Annotated in this window: 24 protein-coding genes; 12 read left to right on the top strand and 12 right to left on the bottom strand. The window is 62.4% G+C overall.

Annotated elements, in window-relative coordinates; genetic code table 11:
- Positions 1-45: 45 nt before the first annotated feature.
- A complete protein-coding gene (locus QQ977_RS05900) occupies positions 46-690 on the bottom strand; it encodes a MaoC family dehydratase (RefSeq protein WP_285928168.1) in 645 nt (214 codons plus the stop codon).
- 319 nt (positions 691-1009) lie between these two features.
- Between QQ977_RS05900 and QQ977_RS05895 the strand changes: the two genes are divergently transcribed.
- From QQ977_RS05895 to QQ977_RS05870, 6 genes are all read left to right on the top strand, one after another.
- Positions 1010-1330 carry an AbrB/MazE/SpoVT family DNA-binding domain-containing protein gene (locus tag QQ977_RS05895; RefSeq protein WP_285928166.1) on the top strand — a complete coding sequence of 107 codons (321 nt, stop codon included), beginning with the start codon at positions 1010-1012 and terminating at the stop codon, positions 1328-1330.
- 8 nt (positions 1331-1338) lie between these two features.
- The gene (locus QQ977_RS05890; RefSeq protein ID WP_285928165.1) at positions 1339-1827 is read left to right on the top strand and encodes a hypothetical protein; all 489 of its coding nucleotides are present in this window, start codon (positions 1339-1341) and stop codon (positions 1825-1827) included.
- Between the two features lie 38 nt (positions 1828-1865).
- Positions 1866-2408 (top strand): poly(R)-hydroxyalkanoic acid synthase subunit PhaE, encoded by a 543-nt coding sequence (locus QQ977_RS05885; protein ID WP_285928164.1) that lies wholly within the window; start codon positions 1866-1868, stop codon positions 2406-2408.
- Positions 2405-3838 carry a class III poly(R)-hydroxyalkanoic acid synthase subunit PhaC gene (gene phaC / locus QQ977_RS05880; RefSeq protein WP_285928163.1) on the top strand — a complete coding sequence of 478 codons (1434 nt, stop codon included), beginning with the start codon at positions 2405-2407 and terminating at the stop codon, positions 3836-3838. Before QQ977_RS05885 ends, phaC begins: the two co-directional genes overlap by 4 nt.
- Before the next feature lie 94 nt (positions 3839-3932).
- Positions 3933-4676, top strand: coding sequence for a beta-ketoacyl-ACP reductase (locus tag QQ977_RS05875; RefSeq protein WP_285928162.1), 744 nt, complete (start codon positions 3933-3935; stop codon positions 4674-4676).
- Between the two features lie 22 nt (positions 4677-4698).
- Positions 4699-5103, top strand: a complete 405-nt coding sequence (locus QQ977_RS05870; protein WP_285928161.1) for a VOC family protein — start codon at positions 4699-4701, stop codon at positions 5101-5103.
- 31 nt (positions 5104-5134) lie between these two features.
- On the opposite strand, the gene moaC is transcribed toward QQ977_RS05870, so the two are convergent.
- From moaC to QQ977_RS05850, 4 genes are all read right to left on the bottom strand, one after another.
- Entirely contained in the window at positions 5135-5632 is a 498-nt protein-coding gene (moaC, locus tag QQ977_RS05865) for a cyclic pyranopterin monophosphate synthase MoaC (RefSeq protein ID WP_285928160.1), read from the bottom strand.
- Positions 5625-7052, bottom strand: a complete 1428-nt coding sequence (locus tag QQ977_RS05860; protein WP_285928158.1) for an NAD(P)H-hydrate dehydratase — start codon at positions 7050-7052, stop codon at positions 5625-5627. Before QQ977_RS05860 ends, moaC begins: the two co-directional genes overlap by 8 nt.
- Positions 7053-7095: 43 nt before the next feature.
- Positions 7096-7533 (bottom strand): hypothetical protein, encoded by a 438-nt coding sequence (locus QQ977_RS05855; RefSeq protein ID WP_285928157.1) that lies wholly within the window; start codon positions 7531-7533, stop codon positions 7096-7098.
- A 66-nt stretch (positions 7534-7599) separates the two neighbouring features.
- Positions 7600-7878, bottom strand: a complete 279-nt coding sequence (locus QQ977_RS05850) for an acylphosphatase (protein WP_285928156.1) — start codon at positions 7876-7878, stop codon at positions 7600-7602.
- A gap of 423 nt (positions 7879-8301) precedes the next feature.
- On the opposite strand from QQ977_RS05850, the gene QQ977_RS05845 reads away from it, so the two are divergent.
- From QQ977_RS05845 to QQ977_RS05835, 3 genes are all read left to right on the top strand, one after another.
- Positions 8302-8514 (top strand): hypothetical protein, encoded by a 213-nt coding sequence (locus QQ977_RS05845; protein WP_285928155.1) that lies wholly within the window; start codon positions 8302-8304, stop codon positions 8512-8514.
- A 219-nt stretch (positions 8515-8733) separates the two neighbouring features.
- The gene (locus QQ977_RS05840) at positions 8734-9012 is read left to right on the top strand and encodes a universal stress protein (protein ID WP_285928154.1); all 279 of its coding nucleotides are present in this window, start codon (positions 8734-8736) and stop codon (positions 9010-9012) included.
- Positions 9012-9566, top strand: coding sequence for a universal stress protein (locus QQ977_RS05835; protein WP_285928153.1), 555 nt, complete (start codon positions 9012-9014; stop codon positions 9564-9566). Before QQ977_RS05840 ends, QQ977_RS05835 begins: the two co-directional genes overlap by 1 nt.
- Positions 9567-9654: 88 nt before the next feature.
- On the opposite strand, the gene QQ977_RS05830 is transcribed toward QQ977_RS05835, so the two are convergent.
- On the bottom strand, positions 9655-10065 hold the full coding sequence (locus QQ977_RS05830; protein WP_285928152.1) for a universal stress protein: 411 nt from the start codon (positions 10063-10065) through the stop codon (positions 9655-9657).
- A gap of 173 nt (positions 10066-10238) precedes the next feature.
- Here QQ977_RS05830 and QQ977_RS05825 point away from each other — a divergent pair, with 173 nt between their 5' ends.
- Positions 10239-11060, top strand: a complete 822-nt coding sequence (locus tag QQ977_RS05825) for a universal stress protein (protein WP_285928151.1) — start codon at positions 10239-10241, stop codon at positions 11058-11060.
- Between the two features lie 575 nt (positions 11061-11635).
- Positions 11636-12457: a methyltransferase domain-containing protein gene (locus tag QQ977_RS05820; protein WP_285928142.1), complete on the top strand. Its 822-nt coding sequence runs from the start codon at positions 11636-11638 to the stop codon at positions 12455-12457.
- On the opposite strand, the gene QQ977_RS05815 is transcribed toward QQ977_RS05820, so the two are convergent.
- From QQ977_RS05815 to QQ977_RS05800, 4 genes are all read right to left on the bottom strand, one after another.
- A complete protein-coding gene (locus tag QQ977_RS05815; RefSeq protein ID WP_285928141.1) occupies positions 12427-12831 on the bottom strand; it encodes a hypothetical protein in 405 nt (134 codons plus the stop codon). The genes QQ977_RS05820 and QQ977_RS05815 overlap by 31 nt on opposite strands.
- Positions 12821-13009, bottom strand: coding sequence for a hypothetical protein (locus QQ977_RS05810; RefSeq protein ID WP_285928764.1), 189 nt, complete (start codon positions 13007-13009; stop codon positions 12821-12823). The genes QQ977_RS05815 and QQ977_RS05810 overlap by 11 nt, the downstream gene beginning before the upstream one ends.
- Positions 13006-13236, bottom strand: a complete 231-nt coding sequence (locus QQ977_RS05805) for a hypothetical protein (protein WP_285928140.1) — start codon at positions 13234-13236, stop codon at positions 13006-13008. The genes QQ977_RS05810 and QQ977_RS05805 overlap by 4 nt, the downstream gene beginning before the upstream one ends.
- A 186-nt stretch (positions 13237-13422) precedes the next feature.
- Complete coding sequence (locus tag QQ977_RS05800) at positions 13423-14352, bottom strand: DNA-3-methyladenine glycosylase family protein (RefSeq protein WP_285928755.1); 930 nt, start codon at positions 14350-14352, stop codon at positions 13423-13425.
- A gap of 118 nt (positions 14353-14470) precedes the next feature.
- Here QQ977_RS05800 and QQ977_RS05795 point away from each other — a divergent pair, with 118 nt between their 5' ends.
- Positions 14471-14959: a DUF555 domain-containing protein gene (locus QQ977_RS05795; RefSeq protein WP_285928139.1), complete on the top strand. Its 489-nt coding sequence runs from the start codon at positions 14471-14473 to the stop codon at positions 14957-14959.
- Positions 14960-15095: 136 nt separating this feature from the next.
- On the opposite strand, the gene QQ977_RS05790 is transcribed toward QQ977_RS05795, so the two are convergent.
- Both QQ977_RS05790 and QQ977_RS05785 read right to left on the bottom strand, forming a co-directional pair.
- Positions 15096-15332 (bottom strand): UPF0058 family protein, encoded by a 237-nt coding sequence (locus QQ977_RS05790; RefSeq protein ID WP_285928138.1) that lies wholly within the window; start codon positions 15330-15332, stop codon positions 15096-15098.
- 225 nt (positions 15333-15557) lie between these two features.
- On the bottom strand, positions 15558-15737 hold the full coding sequence (locus QQ977_RS05785; RefSeq protein ID WP_285928137.1) for a hypothetical protein: 180 nt from the start codon (positions 15735-15737) through the stop codon (positions 15558-15560).
- Positions 15738-15754 lie beyond the last annotated feature (17 nt).

The following is a 15754-nucleotide window of genomic DNA, read 5'->3' as shown; positions in this document are numbered from 1 at the left end:
GTCGGTGCCGACGGCGAGAAACGCAGAGTGTGGAGTCGCGGGCGACTACTCTTCGGGGAGGTCGTCGATCAACACGACGGCTTCGCCGCCGATGACCGTCTCGTCGCTGTCCTCGTCGTGGACGATCGTCTCGAGGCGATACTGGCCGTTTCCGAGGTCTTCGACGACTTCGACCCGGGCGGAGACGCGGTCGCCGACGCCGACCGGTGCACGGAACTCGAGGTCCTGGGAGAGATAGACGGTCAGCCCCGGCAGGCGAGCGAGGGCGGCGCTGATGAGTCCGGACGCCAGGGTGCCGTGGACGATCCGTTCGCCGAAGCGACTGTCGGCACCGAACTCCTCGTCGAGGTGGAGTCGGTTCGTGTCGCCGCTCGCTCGCGCGAACGCGGCGACGTCCTCGTCAGTAAGCGTCTTGCCGAAGGTGACGGTGTCGCCGACGTCGATCTGGTCGGGGTCGTCGACGGTTCGTTCGAACTCCCAGTCGAGATCGGAGTACTCGAGCGAGGAGATCGGGGCGGTGACGGCTTTCGGGGCGGAGTCGGAACCGTTCTTGCTGGCGGCTGGGGGAACGAGTGCGGAGACGGCGGCGCGGTTTGCGGCGGTCGCTCCCTGGAGGAAGCTGCTTGCCATCGTCGTCCACACGTTCGTTAGAGTTGAAATATTGTCCCCCCCAACGTTCTGCTGTGACATACAATCGCAAGGAACGGTTGCGGAGTTATGACTCCTTTGGTCACGGCCGACGAGACCGATTCGCCAGTGTGGGACAACCGGTGTAAAACCGTGACGATGAGACACCGACCGTGTCGTTGGCCGTCGGTTTTCCGGCCGATAACGTCTGTTTTCGGTTGGTAATGAACTATTTCGACCGGTAACGATCGTCAGTAACGTCGAGACGGCCCTCCTCGGTACGAGCGTCGGTATCGACCGATCCGAAAAGCCGCCCCATCTGATACCATAGAATGGGTTTCTATGGAAACGCTTATTACGACGCCGCACGACTGCTCGAGTGATGACGGACGATTCCGGTCAGCCACCCTGGTTTCCGCCGGCGATGATGAAAAAGCAACTCGAGGAGATACAGGAGGCAGGCGAGAACGTCGCCGAGTCCCAACAGGAGCTCTGGCAGCAGTTCATGCAAACGCAGTCGCCGTTCGACGAGCTGTCGACACTTGGCCCGACGAGCCTGGGGACCGCGACGTTCAAAGCCCGCGTCCAAAGCGGCGGCCGGATCAGTATTCCCGAACCGGAACGGGAAGCCCTCGACATCGAAGAGGGCGACATCGTCCAGACGATCGTCGTTCCGGTCAAACGAGACCGCGATCAGGAGTGACCACAACCATGAGCCAGCAGAACCCAGTTACCACCGTCTTCGATGCACAGCGCACCGCCGTCGAACAGAGTCAGGCCCTGACCCACGACGCGATCGAGGCACAGCGAACCTCCTTCGACGCCGTCGCCGACGCCGTCTCGGCCTCGGAGGCGCTCGTCGAGCAAAACGCCGAGCTGACGAAACGTGCCGTTTTCACCTCGCTCGACGCCCTCGAGGCGAACACACCAGAGGAGGCGGCTGATTTCACCGAGATCCGCGAGATGGTCGAAGAGGGCGTCGACGCCACCACCGAGACCCAGATTCAATCGCTCGAGGCGCTCGCCGAAGCGACAACGGAGGCCGGCAACGCCTACGACGAGTTCGCTGCGAGCTACACGGACGCCGTCGACTCCTCGTTCGATTCGTTCCTCCAGGCCCACGAGCACGTCGAGACGAACGTCACGCAGGCGGCTGACCGACTCGAGTCGGCCACCGAGGAGTTCGACGTTCCGAGATAGCGACAACGTTTCCCCATTCGCGGCCGCACGTTCTTTCAATGACAGACTCTCAGCCCCAGACGCAAAACTGGAACGCGTTCGTCGAACAGTGGAACGAGCAACTCCTCGAGGCACTCGAGGAGAACATGGAAGCACAGGCCCAGTTCGTCGAGAGCTGGACGCAGACGGTCGAAGAGACGACCGACGACGAGGAGATGGCCGACGGCGTCGAGGGATACGCCCGCGCCTACGAGGCCTGGATGGACGCCTCCCGCCAGATGGTCGAGCGGGTCAACGACGTCGCCGAAGGCGAGGACGTCGACGTCGAAGAGTTCCGTGACATCTGGCTCAACACCGCAAACGAGGCGTTCAAGGAGGTCATGTCGACGACCGCCTTCGCCAAGATGACCGGCGAGACCGTCGGCGACGTCCTCGACGCGCAACAACAGGCCGACGAGACCGCCGAGTCGACACTTCGGACGCTCGGGTTCGCGACCGAACGCGACGTCGTCGAGGTCGGCGACCGCCTCGTCGAACTCGAGCGACGACAACACGCAGTCGAGCAGAAACTCGACCGCGTCCTCGAGGAACTCCAAGAATGAAAAACCCGTACGCACTCGCGATGGACATGCAACGGCAGGCCTGGGAGGGAGCGGCCGAGACAGCCGAGAACCTCGCGGTCGCGCCGGATCGCTCGGAGACGTTAAACGAGGTCGAGGTCGGCCAGACGCCCCACGAGGTCGTCTACGAGGAGAACAAGCTCCATCTCAAACACTACGAACCGCTGACCGAGGAACAACACGACGTCCCGATCCTGATCACCTACGCGTTGATCAATCGCCCGTACATCCTCGACCTCCAGCCCGATCGTTCGGTCGTCCAGACGCTGCTCGAGGAGGGGTTCGACGTCTACCTCATCGACTGGGGCGAGCCCTCGCCGCTCGATCGCTCGCTCACGCTCGAGGACTACGTCAGTCGCTACATCGACAACTGCGTCGACGTGGTTCGCGAACGCTCCGGCGTCGACGCGATCAACCTGCTCGGCTACTGTATGGGCGGCACCATGTCGGCGATGTACGCCGCCCTCGACCCCGAAAAGGTCCGCAACCTCGGGCTGATGGCCGCCGGCCTCTGTTTCACCGGCGAGGGTGGCGTCCTCGAACTCTGGGGCGCAGAGGAGTACTACGATCCCGAGGCGGTGACCGACACGTTCGGCAACGTCCCGGCGGAGTTTCTGGATCTCGGATTCGCGCTGATGGATCCCGTCCAGAACAACGTCACGAAGTACGTCCGCTTCTACGAGAACATGGCGGACGAGGACTTCGTCGAGAACTTCGCCCGGATGGAGAAGTGGTTAGGCGACGGCATCGACGTCGCCGGTGCGACCTACGATCAGTTCATCAGCGACGTCTACCAGGAGAACAAGCTGATCGAGAACGAACTGTACCTCGGCGACGACCACGTCGACGTCGAGAACCTCGAGATGCCGATCCTCCAGATCGTCGCGGAGTACGACCACCTCATCCCGCCGGGTGCGTCGAAGCCGTTCAACGACGCGATTCCAAGCGAGGACACGGAGATCATGGAGTTCCCGACCGGCCACATCGGGATGTCGGTCTCCTCGCGCAGCCACGGCGAACTCTGGCCGGATGTCTGTGACTGGTTCGCCGAGCGCTCCCGGCTCGACGAGGACGGCGAGACGCTCGAGTCCGAAACCGAGGCGACCGGTCCGACAGACCGCGACGAGGCTCTCGCCGAGGAGCCTTCCCTCGCCGAGGACGCCGCCGGTGACGAGACGGGCGCGGACGTCGAATCGACCGAAGCGGACGGCGCGGGCGTGACGTCGGCGATGGACGTGGACGATCTGACGGCACTCGACGGCGTCGGCGACTCCTACGCCGACGACCTCCGTGCAGCCGGCATCGAGACGTTCAGCGATCTCGCGACCGCTGACGTCACAGCCCTCGCCGCCGATACCGGCATCTCCCCGGGCCGGATCGAAAACTGGGTCGAGCAGGCGCGGGATCGATAGCACCGCTGTAGCCGTTTCGTCCGTTCGAGATATCGATCGGTCGTGATACCCACGTGATCTTATGTACTGTCGGGTGTTCAATACGGTCATAGCCATGTCAATGAAGGGACGCACCTGCGTCATCACCGGCTCCGCACGCGGGATCGGCCGTGGCATCGCAGAGCACCTCGGCAACGAAGGTGCGAACGTGGTCATCAACTACCGTTCCTCGGAGGACGCGGCGTACGACGCCGTCGAAACGATCGAGGATCTCGGCGGGAACGCAGTCGCCGCACGAGCAGACGTCACGAACCGAGAGGACGTCGAGCACATGCGCGAGGTCTGTCACGAGGCGTTCGGTCCGGCGGACGTACTCGTAAACAACGCCGGACTCACTGCCGACACCCAGTTCATCGAGATGACCCGCGAGGAGTGGGATCGGGTCATCGACGTCAACCTCGGGGGGATGTTCAACTGCACCCAGGAGTTCTACGACGACATCTGGAACGCCGAGGAGGGACGGCTCATCAACATCTCGAGCGTCGTCGGGAAACAGGGTAACTTCGGCCAGGCGAACTACGCCACCGCCAAAAGCGGGATGTTCGGCTTTACCCGCACGATCGCCCTCGAGCTCGCCCAGGGTGGCTCGACGGCAAACTGCGTCGCCCCCGGCTACACCAAGACCGACATGATCGAGTCGGTCCCCGATAAAGTCCTCGAGCGGATCATCGCGGGCGTCCCACTCGAGCGACTCGCCGAAGTCGAGGACATCGCTGCCGTCGTGCAGTTTCTCGCGAGCGAGCAGTCTTCGTACATCACCGGCGAAGTGATCGACGTCAACGGCGGAATGGACCTCTGAGGTCGCTACGACGGTTCGAATCATGGTCTCACCGGGGTCGTTCTTCCACGTTGCGTTGAACGTGCCCGACGTCGAGGAGGCGCTTGCGTTCTATCGCGAGCACGTAGACGGCGACTGCCTCGAGCACGAGCGAGCCGAGGCCGACGACGCGGGCGCCGAGGCTGTCGAACACGCAGCCCTGTCGGTCGGTGACAAGCGGGTCTACCTCTTCGATCGGGCGCCGTACGAGGCTGCGGGCCTGGTCGAGGACCTTCCCTACGGCGTCTTGCACTTCGGATACGTCGTCGACGACGTCGACGCCGCGGCCGCCGACCTCGAGTCCGCAGTCTCGTTCGTCATGGAACCGACGACGTTCGGCGATCTGAAGATCGCGTTCTTCGAGGGCCCCGCTGGAGAGCGTATCGAGTTGATCGAGTACCTCGAGTGATCGAGCGGCCGCCAGCACGTTGAAACGGCGGCTACGCCCGCCGTTTTTCTTTCTCGAGCACCCGGACGTTCTCGATGCCCGTCTCGGGATACTGGCCGTCGCCGTCTTTCTCGATCGCTTTCACCATGTCCCAGACGACGTTCAGCCCGGTCGTGACGCCCTCTAAGGCTTCCATCTCACAGCCCGTCTTGCCCGTCGTCTCGACGGCGACGGTGAGTTCGATCCGGTCCTCACGAAGCTCGAAACCCGTGTCGACGTTCGTGATTGGTATCTGGTGACACATCGGGATCGTCTCCCAGGTGTGTTTGACGGCCTGGATCGCGCCGACGCGGGCAGTGGCGAGCACGTCACCCTTGCCGACCTCGTCCGCGCGGATCGCCTCGACGGTCGAGGGCTGGAGGCGAATCTCGCCGGCGGCGACGGCCCGCCGTTTCGTGTCGGGTTTGTCGCCGACGTCGACCATCTGGACGTCACCTTCTGCCGTGGTGTGGGTGAGTTCGTCTGTGTCTGCGTCAGGGTCTTCACTCATCGTTCTCACCCCACAGTGCGGGCGGGATCGCAGAAAGCAGTTCGGATGCGAGAAAGCCGTTCCCGTTTCGCTCGGCCAGCCGTTCGCCTGCCGTCCCGTTGACGTAGGCTCCGACACAGGCTGCGTCGAAGGGAGCGGCGTGCTCGAGGAGAGCCGCGACGATCCCCGCGAGCGTGTCGCCGCTGCCGCCGACGGCCAGTCCGGACGCGCCAGCGCGGTTGATCCGGGTTCGCTCGCCGTCGGTGATCACGTCGTCGACCCCTTTCGCGAGCACGACGTGACCGAGGTCGGCGGCGAACGCTTCGATCTCGTCTGTCACGCTTCGGAGGTCGTCGGTCTCGGGGCCACCCATCCCCGCAAGTTCCCGGCGGTTGGGCGTACAGACGAGCGTCGCGTCGGTGTCGACGTCGGGAACGACCGCGAGCGCGTCGGCGTCGATCACCGCGGGTCCGGTGTAGGACTCGAGGAACTCGCGAGCCGCCTCGAGCGTCTCGTCGGCGGTGCCGAGTCCGGGACCGAGGATCACGACATCGTCGTAGCGTTCTGCCGTCTCGACGAGGTCCTCGACCTGCTCGGGTGTGAGTACGTCCCCCTCGTAGGGCTGGACGATGAGGTCCTCGGCGTAGCCCTGGATCTCGCCCGAGACGGATTCGGGTGCGGCGACGAACGACAGCTCCGCGCCCGTCCGGAGGGCGGCCTGGGCTGCGAGCGCGGGCGCACCCGTGTAAGGGCCGCCGCCGATCACGAACGCCCGACCGTCTCGGTGCTCGGGACGGGCGAGTCGCCGGTCACCGGGACCGACGAATCGCTCCGCCGCGGCCGGGATACCGATGTCCGAAACGGTGACCTCGGCGCCGAGGTCGTCGAGTCCCGGTTTCGTGTCGTGGAACGTGACGACGTGGTCGGCGGCGACGCCGTTTGTCGCGTGCTCGCCCGCGTCGGCGTCGAACCCGGAGGGGACGTCGACGGCGACGACGGTCGCGTCCGCTTCGTTGATCGCCTGCGCGGCCGTCGCCGCCGGCTCTCGAAGGTCGCCGCTGACTCCCGTCCCGAGCATCGCGTCGACGATCACGTCCGCCTCGGGGAGGGCGAACGCACTCGAGTCGGTCACCTCGCGGACGTCGTACGCGCCGGCGTCGAGGGCCGCCCAGTTCTCGCGGGCGATCTCGGTGCCGATGGTCTCGGCCCGGCCGAGCAACAGCGTGGTGACGTCGTACGTCTCGAGAAAGCGGGCGGCGACGAACGCGTCTCCGCCGTTGTTCCCGCGGCCGGCGACGATCGCGACGCGAGCGCCCGGGTCGGCGACCGACCGGACGACGCGGGCGACGGCGTTGCCACTCGACTCCATCAGCTGTTTTCGCGGTACCCCGAGGCTGGCCGCGTTCTCGTCGACGACGGCCATCCGTCTCCCAGTGATCATGTACTCACAGTGGTTCGCCCGCGGTCGCGAAAAACGTGTGGGGCTACCGTCGAAGGAGCCGGAACCGACCGCCAGCCGCGATCGCCGTGGCCTCCTCGCCGACCTGTACCGCGTTGAACGTCGACCGGTCGACCGTATCGCCCTCACACTCGAGCTGGCCGTTCTCGACACAGATCGTGAGACCGTACTCGACGTCGGCGTACTGGTCGGTGAGCCGATCGTGATCGTCCGCGGAGACGACCGGCGTCCGCTCGGCTCCCGGCCCGAAGACGTCGACGTCCTCGAGTCGGTCCGTGACGTACGGGCTACGGCTGCTGTCTGCGACTACGGCGTGGAGGTCGTCGCTCTCGCCGTCCCGTCGGCCACGAACCCACTTCTCCCAGACCGTGCCCCGGTGGACCGCAGTGCCGACGCCGACGCCAGCGACCCCGAGCCCAACTCCGGCCCCGGCCGCCGCGAGCAGCTGTCGTCTCGATACCATGTCGACACGTTGGTCGCCGTCGAAATGAACCCTCCGTCTTGGCCGTCTGATCTCGTCTCGTCGCCATCAGTACCGGATCTCGAATCCGTCCTCGCCTCGAGGCCGTTCGTACTCGACCGTGACGTCTTCGACGCTCGCGGCCGGACTCCCCTCGTGACACCACTCGATCATCGACTCGACGGCGTCCTCGGGACCCTCGAAGACGGCCTCGACGCGGCCGTCGTCCAGGTTTTTCACCCAGCCGTCGACGCGGTTCCTGCGAGCCGTCCGCCGTGTGTTCGCACGGTAGCCGACGCCCTGTACCCTGCCGGAAACGAGGACGTGTGCGCGTTTTCGATCGGTCACGTGCGAGGAATCGACCGTGAGAGACAAAAAGCCGACCCTCGAGGCGTCATACGGACCGTTGTAAGCCTTTACCGGCGCAGCCGCGACCGTTCTGCGGTTGCACCGGTAAATCGTTACAGCAATCCGTATCACTCACCGGCCCGGAGATGGTGAAAGACGTACTTGTGTACTTCCCGAAGGAGTCCACCCAACAGGTCGGTTTCCCGCTGGAACCCGGCGGCGAGTTTCGTGCCGTGCTCGTTCCCAGCGAGGCCATTCTCTTGTTGCCGCCGTCGACGAGCTGTGACTATCCGCTCGAGGTCACCGTACACGCACCCGAGTCGTACCGCCTGTCGATCGATCTATCCACCGAACCCATGCAATCCAACACCGACCACGAGGAACCCGATTCGACCCGTTCGAACCCTGTGGGGGTGAGCGTCCGTGACAGAGGAGACACCACCCTCAGATCGGAAGCGATTCACCACCGACGAGTTTCGAGACATCGACGAGATCGCCGACCCACATACGACCGAGGACGACACCAAAGAGCCGATTTCGGCGAAGATCAAACGCAACTGGAAATTCCTCGCCGTCGTCGTTCCAATCGGGCTGGCGGCGGTCGGTATCCTCATCGGCTACGATAATGATCGCTGATCCGATGCCCCCGAGAACTCGGGACGAGCCCTCGGGGAACGGCGACGACCGCCGTTCGTCCCGCCGTCGTTGTCGAGCGGGGACCTGACGACGAACACGTCGTACTCCTGGTCCGACGCGCCGGCCGCGCCGATCACACTCATCCAGTGCTGAAGGCGACGGCGTCCGACGAGACCTCCTTATATTATGTCTCCAGGGCTTGTGAGAGTCGAAGTACCGATGTACGCACGAATCCTGGCGCCGACCGACGGGAGCGACGTCTCGGTGGTCGCGGCCGAGACCGCCTTCTCGCTTGCCCGGCGGTTCGACTCGGTGGTGCACGCCGTCCACGTGCTCGAAGATGGGGACTCTGCCCGCGGCGACCGGCTAGTGGCGGCCGTCGAGGAGGTGGCCCCGACGTTGATGTGCGAACGGAGACGTCCGTTCTTGACGGCGCAACGCACGTCCACGACGCGATCGTCGACTATGTGGGCGAGCACGGGGTCGATTGCGTCGTAATGGGGACCCACGGCGCGGCGCACCCGGACCGGCGGGTGCTGGGGAGCGTTGCCGAACGAACGATCAGGACGGCCCCCGTCCCGGTCGTGACGGTCAACGAAGGTGCGGCCCTGGCGTCGACGTTCGACACGATCCTCGTCCCGACCGATGGGAGCGATGGCGCGATGGCGGCGGCCGCGCACGCTGTCGACATCGCGGCGGCGGTGGACGTGTCAGTCCACGTCGTTCACGTCGTTCCTTCGACGGTCGTCGACGATCTCTCGGGAACGGCTAGCGACCTCGAGGAACGTGGCCGACAGGCGCTCGAGGCTGTCGTGGACGTGGCGCGAGAGTCGAACGTCGCTCCGGTGGAGGCGTCGCTCCTCACGGGCGTTCCACATCGGGCGATCACCGATTTCGTAGGATCCCACGACGTCGACCTCGTCGTCATGGGGACCCACGGCCGATCGGGAGTGAGCCGTCACTTTCTCGGGAGCGTGACCGAACGCGTGCTGCGGCGAGTAGACGTCCCGGTCGTCGCTGTGTCGGAGCACCCCTCCGGTGACGGGGGATGACCGGTTTCCGATTCCCCGACCGGTAAGCCACAAGGTACCCGGACTGCCTTGGAGTGTCATCCGGTTTCGGGAGTCGCCCCGATCGGCCTCACTCCGCAGGCGGTACCGTCAAAACTGGCACGGATGACATCTGTATCGTTCGTTGGGCGACGCTCCCCACCAGGAATCGATGGAGGCCGGTTCGCCCGTGGGTTCCCATGACGATCAGATCGACGTCGTGCTCGTCGGCGTACTGCACGATTCGGCTCGCTACCGGGCCTTCCAGCGTTTCTACCGTCAACTCGAGGTTCTCCGATTCGACAAGTTCCCGGGCCCGATCGTGGGACTCTTTGACACGCTCTTCCCATTTCGTACGGGCCTGACTCCCCCTAGTCATTTGCGGGATCACCGCAAGCGCGTGGATTTTCGCATCGAACGGTTTTGCGATGTGAACCGCCCGCTCCATTGCTCGAAAACTGGTGTCGCTACCGTCTGTCGGGGAGACGATATTCTGGACCATAGCCGTTCCGACTTGATCTGGCCACGAACCAAGTAATAAAGCATGAGGGACGCCAGGTTCGCTCGTGCGACGTACTCACTGCAGTTCACCTCGAACGGCCCAGCGTCGTGCGAGTCCTCCGGATAGCATTATTGCGTTCGACATGGTACGTCCCCCGCGAGGGGTCGAACCAAATGGTACAACGTGTTCTCGATCCGATCGACGGGTCGGACGAGGCGTTCGACGCATTGGAATACAGTTTCGTGACGTTTCCCGACGCTTCCCACACCACACTATACGTGATCAATCCGACGAAGAAACGATACGAGGGGCCGGGACGCGATGAAAACTGGTTAACGAAAGCCGAGCAAGAGACCGAAGAGGTTCACGACACAGCACGAGAGATGGCCGAACACCGTGGGGTAACCCTCGAAGGGACAGTAACGCGACGAGGGGCTCCAGCCGAGCAAATCCTCGAATACGTCGACCAAAACGATATCGACCAGATCTCGGTCGGAAGCAAGGGACGCTCGAGCATCGACACCGTGTTCGTCGGCAGCGTCGCGAAAACCGTAACCCGTAGATCACCGACGACCGTTACGGTAGTGCGGAACGTCGACCGTGAGGACGCCACGCCACCCGAACAGGTTCTCGTTGCGGTCGACGGATCCGAACGTGCGTACGATGCATTCGAGTTCGCCCTGCACGAATTTTCGAACGGTACCATCACCGTCTTGCACGTCATCGATCCGTCGGAGGCGTTCGCGACGGCTACCAACGCTGACTCCATCCTCGAAACGACACGACAGCGCGCGGATGACCGCGGTTCGACGATCCGGACCGAGTCAGAACGCGGTGATCCAGCCCGAACGATCGCCGAACGCGTCACCGAGAGAGACGTCGATCACCTGGTCGTCGGTCGGTCCGGACGCTCCGGATGGCCGCGGGTACTCCTCGGCAGCGTGGCTGAATCACTCGTCCTTCGAGCGCCCGTACCGGTCACCGTCGTTAGCTGAACGTCGCGGACGCCATTACAGCAGATAAGGCGAACGCTCTTCTGTAGTACTGCGGAACTGGATCGAACGTTGTGCCGAGTTTTGCCACTCACATGTGTTCCGACGTCTCAGCCTGTAACACTGGCAAAGATGTGGGCTGTTAACATACTACACTACGTCGAGTGAAGTTTTGGAATTGTTGTCCCGTTCCAATAGAGGTCTCAAGCACACGATCGCCTGATTCGATCGTTATGATTTCGGCGAGCTCATGTGAACTAATCGTAGGCGGCTTGTTGTTTCCGACTGTTCCCGAAAACATCGCCTTTCCGGAGAATCACCGGTATTCCGTCCCTGACTTCGAACCGCTCTTCTGTAGTCGGATCGACCATCACACCATCTTCAAAAACAAGCGAATTTCCAGTAGTCGGATTCCACAATAGAGAGTGTATTTCACGTTGTTTGGTTTGAACAGTCTCGGGTCCACTCTCACTAGCCATGCCAATTGATACCATTCGAGAGCGATTAGCTGTTGTGTGGATTCCTGCTCCTTTAGAAGTCGCGCATGGCTTTACTCCCCTACAATCCGTAATCCATGCATGGGGACAAGCGAAGAACAACGAACCAAACCGGCTGAACGGCTTCGGTTACTACGGAATCCATACACAGGCAATACAGTAGTTCGTGACGACGACGTGCTGATTGATTCGGAGTCGGGAGAGCAGTTCCCGATCCGTGATGGAATTCCAGTGCTTCTCCGCGAGGGTGACGTGGTTGGAATCAACCGACGGATGCAATGGACGTTCGATTTACAGAGTTATATATATGATTTGTCGAGAACGAGGATACTGTCCGGTCTCGAAGCCGGGCGATCGGAATACTCCGAACAGTTGGATGTGAACCCCGGAGACCGTGTACTCGAAAGCTGCGTGGGGACGGGATTGCAGCTTCGAAACCTCCAGGAAAACGGGAAGGAGGCTGACTATTTTGGAGTGGATATCTCGTATGGAATGCTGAAGAAATGTCGGAAAAATGCTCGAAAATGGGGGATGAACGTCGGACTGGTTCAGGGGAATGCAGAACAACTCCCCTATGCGGACGATACCTTCGATGTCGTATTCGAGTTCGGTGGGATTCTGTTCGTGCCAGAAAAGGTCGAGACAACTATTCAGGAAATGACTCGGGTCACCAAACCTGGTGGACAAGTTGCGTTTGTGACGCCCACAGCAAAGTTACTCGATTTGAATCTCTTTGTGAAAGCCGGTCTGAAGTGGTTCGGGATACCATCAGAACCTGGACCCTGGGAAGCCGCATTAGAGATCGTTCCAGACATTGCAACGAACACATTCCAGAAGGAGATCTGGAACGGGAAACTGAGCGTGATCTCGTTTCAAAAACCAGAAGAAGGAGTGATAGAATGACCACATTCCCTGTGTCCGTCTAGGAACTTGCCGCTGAACTTGTGCAGCTGGGGATCGATCAGCGGTCGACCGTCGTCCTCGGACAGCTCGAGGTCGCGACGACCGTCGCACTGGTGGCGACGCTCGAACGTCAGCGTCCGGAACTCTTGCTCACAAAACCGGCACTGTGTCCGAACGGGTGGCTCGTCGACGTCGCGGTCCTCGTCGAACTCGAATGTGGTGCCGCCGACCTCGTCACCGCCAGCGGTCGGCGTGTCCTGGTCGATCCCGACGTCGACGTCGTCGGACGGATCGACGGCCTCGCCGGAGAGGATCGCGTCGAGGACGTCGTCGACGACGTCCTCGAGGTCGTCACGATCGGCGTCACGCACCATCGTTCTTCCCCTCGCGCTCGATCAGCCCCGAACGCACCGCCACCGGGTTCCACCACGCCGCTGTCTGACACCGGTGGCAGACGTGTTTGAACGAGGTGAGATCGCGCGCCTCGAGGGTGGCGGGATCGATCTGGGACGTCCGGTCAGCCTTCGCGCCGACGATCCCGCCGTCGCTCACGTCGACCACCCCCAGTCCTCGAACGCCGACTGGCCGTCGACGTCGGGTCGTTCGACGTCGTCCTGGTCGTCGAGTTCCGGGACGCCGTCAGTCCGCTCCTCACCGATCGGTTCGGGGTCGGTCGCATAGATGACGTCCTCGGCTTCCTCCTCGAGTTCGGGACGCTCGGTGATCGCCTGGTAGGTGACGTCGAGCGAGTCGCCGGAGTAGGACCGCCGGCCGATCATGCCGGGACCCCTCCGTTACCGCTAGTGGCGTTCAAAGCCTGAACTGATGGGTGAAACCGAGTGCGGTTGACCGGTTTCACTCATCAGTCGACGCTTGGAACGGTACTAGCTATCGTGGTATGTAGTGCACGGTTAAGTCCCGTTCCGTGATACTGTGAATGTGTTGTTTTCGCGTCTCTAAGCGTCTCACCTTCGCGTTCTGAGTTCGTGGAAGACGTACGTCTGGGCGTAGCCTGCGTACTCACCACCCAGTCGCGTTCGGATCGCCCGGGAGGTCTCGGCGTAGCTCCCGCCATCGCAGTCGGGATAGTGGTCCTCGATGGCGGTTTTGATCCAGGTATCGAGCGGGACGGCCTCGTCGAAGCCAAGCGAGAACAACAGGACGCAGTCGGCGACCTTCTCGCCGACGCCGACGAACTGCGTGAGGTACTCGCGGGCCTCCTCGTAGGGCAGGTGTCGAGCCTCTCGTGGATGGGCCTCGCCGTCTGCGACCATCGCTGCCGTCCGGACGACGTAGGGCGCGCGATATCCCAGCCCGAGTTCGCGCAACTCGGCTTCGGTCGCGTCAGCGAGCTGTGTCGGCGTTGGAAACGCGTGATATCGCGTTCCCTCGAGGAAGACGACATCGCCGTACTCGCGGGCGAGTGCGGAGACCATCTCGTGAATCCGCGCGACGCGCATCTGCGCCGAGCAGATAAACGAGATCAACGTCCCGAACGGCGGACCGGCGACCAGTCGCAACCCGCGGTGGGCGTCGTAGGCCGCCTGGAGTAACGGGTCGTCCGGGGCTGTGGCGACGATTTCCTCGAGATCGTCCTCGAGACGCAGGAGTCGCCGGACGAGTCGGTCGGCGTCGGTCGTCGACTCCCACTCGAGAACGCCGTCGCGCTGTCGGACGCGGACGACCTCGTGGGCGGAGACGTCGTCCGGATCACCGCCGGCGTTGCTCGCGAAGCTGTTGTCGACCACGGTGTCGTACCACGCCTCCGGGTTCGGGTCGCCGCCGTACATCGCGCCGTCGTCTCGTCGCCAGAGATAGCTCTGGCCGCTCTCGAGCGTGCGATACAGGTCTAGTCCGCCCGGGAGGTCGGCGACCGGGATCGTGCCCGTCTCCATCGCGTTGATCTTCGAGAGCGAACGCTTTGTCCTTTCGAACTCCACGCGGCGTCTCGACGGCGTCCTGCCCCTGGAGACGGGGCGAAGCTTCATACTGCAGGACACACAATGTCACGGTATGAACTGCAGGGTTGTCGTCGAAGCCGCCGTGCCGGTGTTTGACGTCGAGACGGAAGAGGAGGCGATCCGGATCGCCATCTCGAAGACGGGGGAGATGCTGAACCCTGACCTGAACTACGTCGAGATAGACATGGGGGAACGGACCGCGCCGTCGGGAGAGGAGCTACCGCCGGCGTTTATCGCCGCCGACGAGGCACTCGTCGCGCTCGAACTCGAGATGACGGTGTTCAACGTCGAACGCAACGAACACGCCTCCCGGATCGCTCGCAAGGAGATCGGCCAGCGCCTCGAGAACATTCCGCTCGAGGTACTTCGCGTCGAAGAGCTCGACGAAGAAGAACTCGAAGACGAGGACGAGGACGAAGACGAGGACGAGGTCGAAGCCGAAGACGAGGTCGAAGCCGAAGACGAAAGCGAGGACGTCGACGTCGAGACCGACTCGGCGGACGACGACGTTTTACCGGAGTTCGAAGATTTAGTCGAGTAACGACGTATTCACCGACGGTTCGTCTGTTTTCATTCGGTGAGACGTGGCGTTGGCTGCGAGCCGGAGCGTCGATACCGAGGATATCTGAGTCTCTCCAGTAGACGGTCGTGAGTTCTCGAGGATACAGCGTTCGTGCTTAGTCTGCAGTTGCGGCGACAGTTTCCGTCTCTTCTTCGCGCATGTGCTGGGTGATTCCACCAGCGAGTGCAAAAACAGCGTCCTTGTGGTCGGTTTTCGATTTGTGGATCGATGTCGGGCGAATACCGAGCGATTCGTACTCGTCGAGATCGATTCGACAGTTGTCCCACTCTGTACACTGGTTTGATACCTCCGCGAGAAGGCCGTGGAGGTGGATGAGCTCCTGTTTTTTCATAACCATCACGTTCTACCCACTGCAGGGTTATATTATTATCTTGAGGCTCGTTAACACGGAACTTTATGCCGGTTTTCCGATGGCTACGTGTCGTGAACAGTGTAACAGTGAGACCAAACTGGACGAAACGAACGCTGTCTGTGAGTATCGTGTATTTACCCTCCGTCTAAGAAGCCGTTTCTCGACGTCAATACGATGTTTTCGACGAAAGACGGCGACGCGGGGTTAGCCGAACTGTTTCAGCGTTCGAAGGTCTCGATCCGTCCGGGTGAACTCGGCCGTTCTCCGCGACGCGTGACAGTTCGGACAGTGAAACATTTCGTCCGCGTTCGGTAACTCTCCCGGCGACGCTTGCCAGTTTTTCGCACATTCGGGACACAATAGTTGGACGGTCGTCTCCTCCATGCGGGTGGCTTTCACAC

Source organism: Natrialbaceae archaeon AArc-T1-2 (assembly GCF_030273315.1).
Taxonomy (GTDB): domain Archaea; phylum Halobacteriota; class Halobacteria; order Halobacteriales; family Natrialbaceae; genus Tc-Br11-E2g1.
This window is presented reverse-complemented; position numbering and strand designations above follow the sequence as displayed.

Bases quoted from the DNA above. Each gene is read 5' to 3' on its own strand.
- QQ977_RS05900 (WP_285928168.1), bottom strand. From the start codon at position 690: ATGTCACAGCAGAACGTTGGGGGGGACAATATTTCAACTCTAACGAAC.
- QQ977_RS05895 (WP_285928166.1), top strand. From the start codon at position 1,010: ATGACGGACGATTCCGGTCAGCCACCCTGGTTTCCGCCGGCGATGATG.
- QQ977_RS05890 (WP_285928165.1), top strand. From the start codon at position 1,339: ATGAGCCAGCAGAACCCAGTTACCACCGTCTTCGATGCACAGCGCACC.
- QQ977_RS05885 (WP_285928164.1), top strand. From the start codon at position 1,866: ATGACAGACTCTCAGCCCCAGACGCAAAACTGGAACGCGTTCGTCGAA.
- phaC (WP_285928163.1), top strand. From the start codon at position 2,405: ATGAAAAACCCGTACGCACTCGCGATGGACATGCAACGGCAGGCCTGG.
- QQ977_RS05875 (WP_285928162.1), top strand. From the start codon at position 3,933: ATGTCAATGAAGGGACGCACCTGCGTCATCACCGGCTCCGCACGCGGG.
- QQ977_RS05870 (WP_285928161.1), top strand. From the start codon at position 4,699: ATGGTCTCACCGGGGTCGTTCTTCCACGTTGCGTTGAACGTGCCCGAC.
- moaC (WP_285928160.1), bottom strand. From the start codon at position 5,632: ATGAGTGAAGACCCTGACGCAGACACAGACGAACTCACCCACACCACG.
- QQ977_RS05860 (WP_285928158.1), bottom strand. From the start codon at position 7,052: ATGATCACTGGGAGACGGATGGCCGTCGTCGACGAGAACGCGGCCAGC.
- QQ977_RS05855 (WP_285928157.1), bottom strand. From the start codon at position 7,533: ATGGTATCGAGACGACAGCTGCTCGCGGCGGCCGGGGCCGGAGTTGGG.
- QQ977_RS05840 (WP_285928154.1), top strand. From the start codon at position 8,734: ATGTACGCACGAATCCTGGCGCCGACCGACGGGAGCGACGTCTCGGTG.
- QQ977_RS05835 (WP_285928153.1), top strand. From the start codon at position 9,012: ATGGGGACCCACGGCGCGGCGCACCCGGACCGGCGGGTGCTGGGGAGC.
- QQ977_RS05830 (WP_285928152.1), bottom strand. From the start codon at position 10,065: ATGGTCCAGAATATCGTCTCCCCGACAGACGGTAGCGACACCAGTTTT.
- QQ977_RS05825 (WP_285928151.1), top strand. From the start codon at position 10,239: ATGGTACAACGTGTTCTCGATCCGATCGACGGGTCGGACGAGGCGTTC.
- QQ977_RS05820 (WP_285928142.1), top strand. From the start codon at position 11,636: ATGGGGACAAGCGAAGAACAACGAACCAAACCGGCTGAACGGCTTCGG.
- QQ977_RS05815 (WP_285928141.1), bottom strand. From the start codon at position 12,831: ATGGTGCGTGACGCCGATCGTGACGACCTCGAGGACGTCGTCGACGAC.
- QQ977_RS05805 (WP_285928140.1), bottom strand. From the start codon at position 13,236: ATGATCGGCCGGCGGTCCTACTCCGGCGACTCGCTCGACGTCACCTAC.
- QQ977_RS05800 (WP_285928755.1), bottom strand. From the start codon at position 14,352: ATGGAGACGGGCACGATCCCGGTCGCCGACCTCCCGGGCGGACTAGAC.
- QQ977_RS05795 (WP_285928139.1), top strand. From the start codon at position 14,471: ATGAACTGCAGGGTTGTCGTCGAAGCCGCCGTGCCGGTGTTTGACGTC.
- QQ977_RS05790 (WP_285928138.1), bottom strand. From the start codon at position 15,332: ATGAAAAAACAGGAGCTCATCCACCTCCACGGCCTTCTCGCGGAGGTA.
- QQ977_RS05785 (WP_285928137.1), bottom strand. From the start codon at position 15,737: ATGGAGGAGACGACCGTCCAACTATTGTGTCCCGAATGTGCGAAAAAC.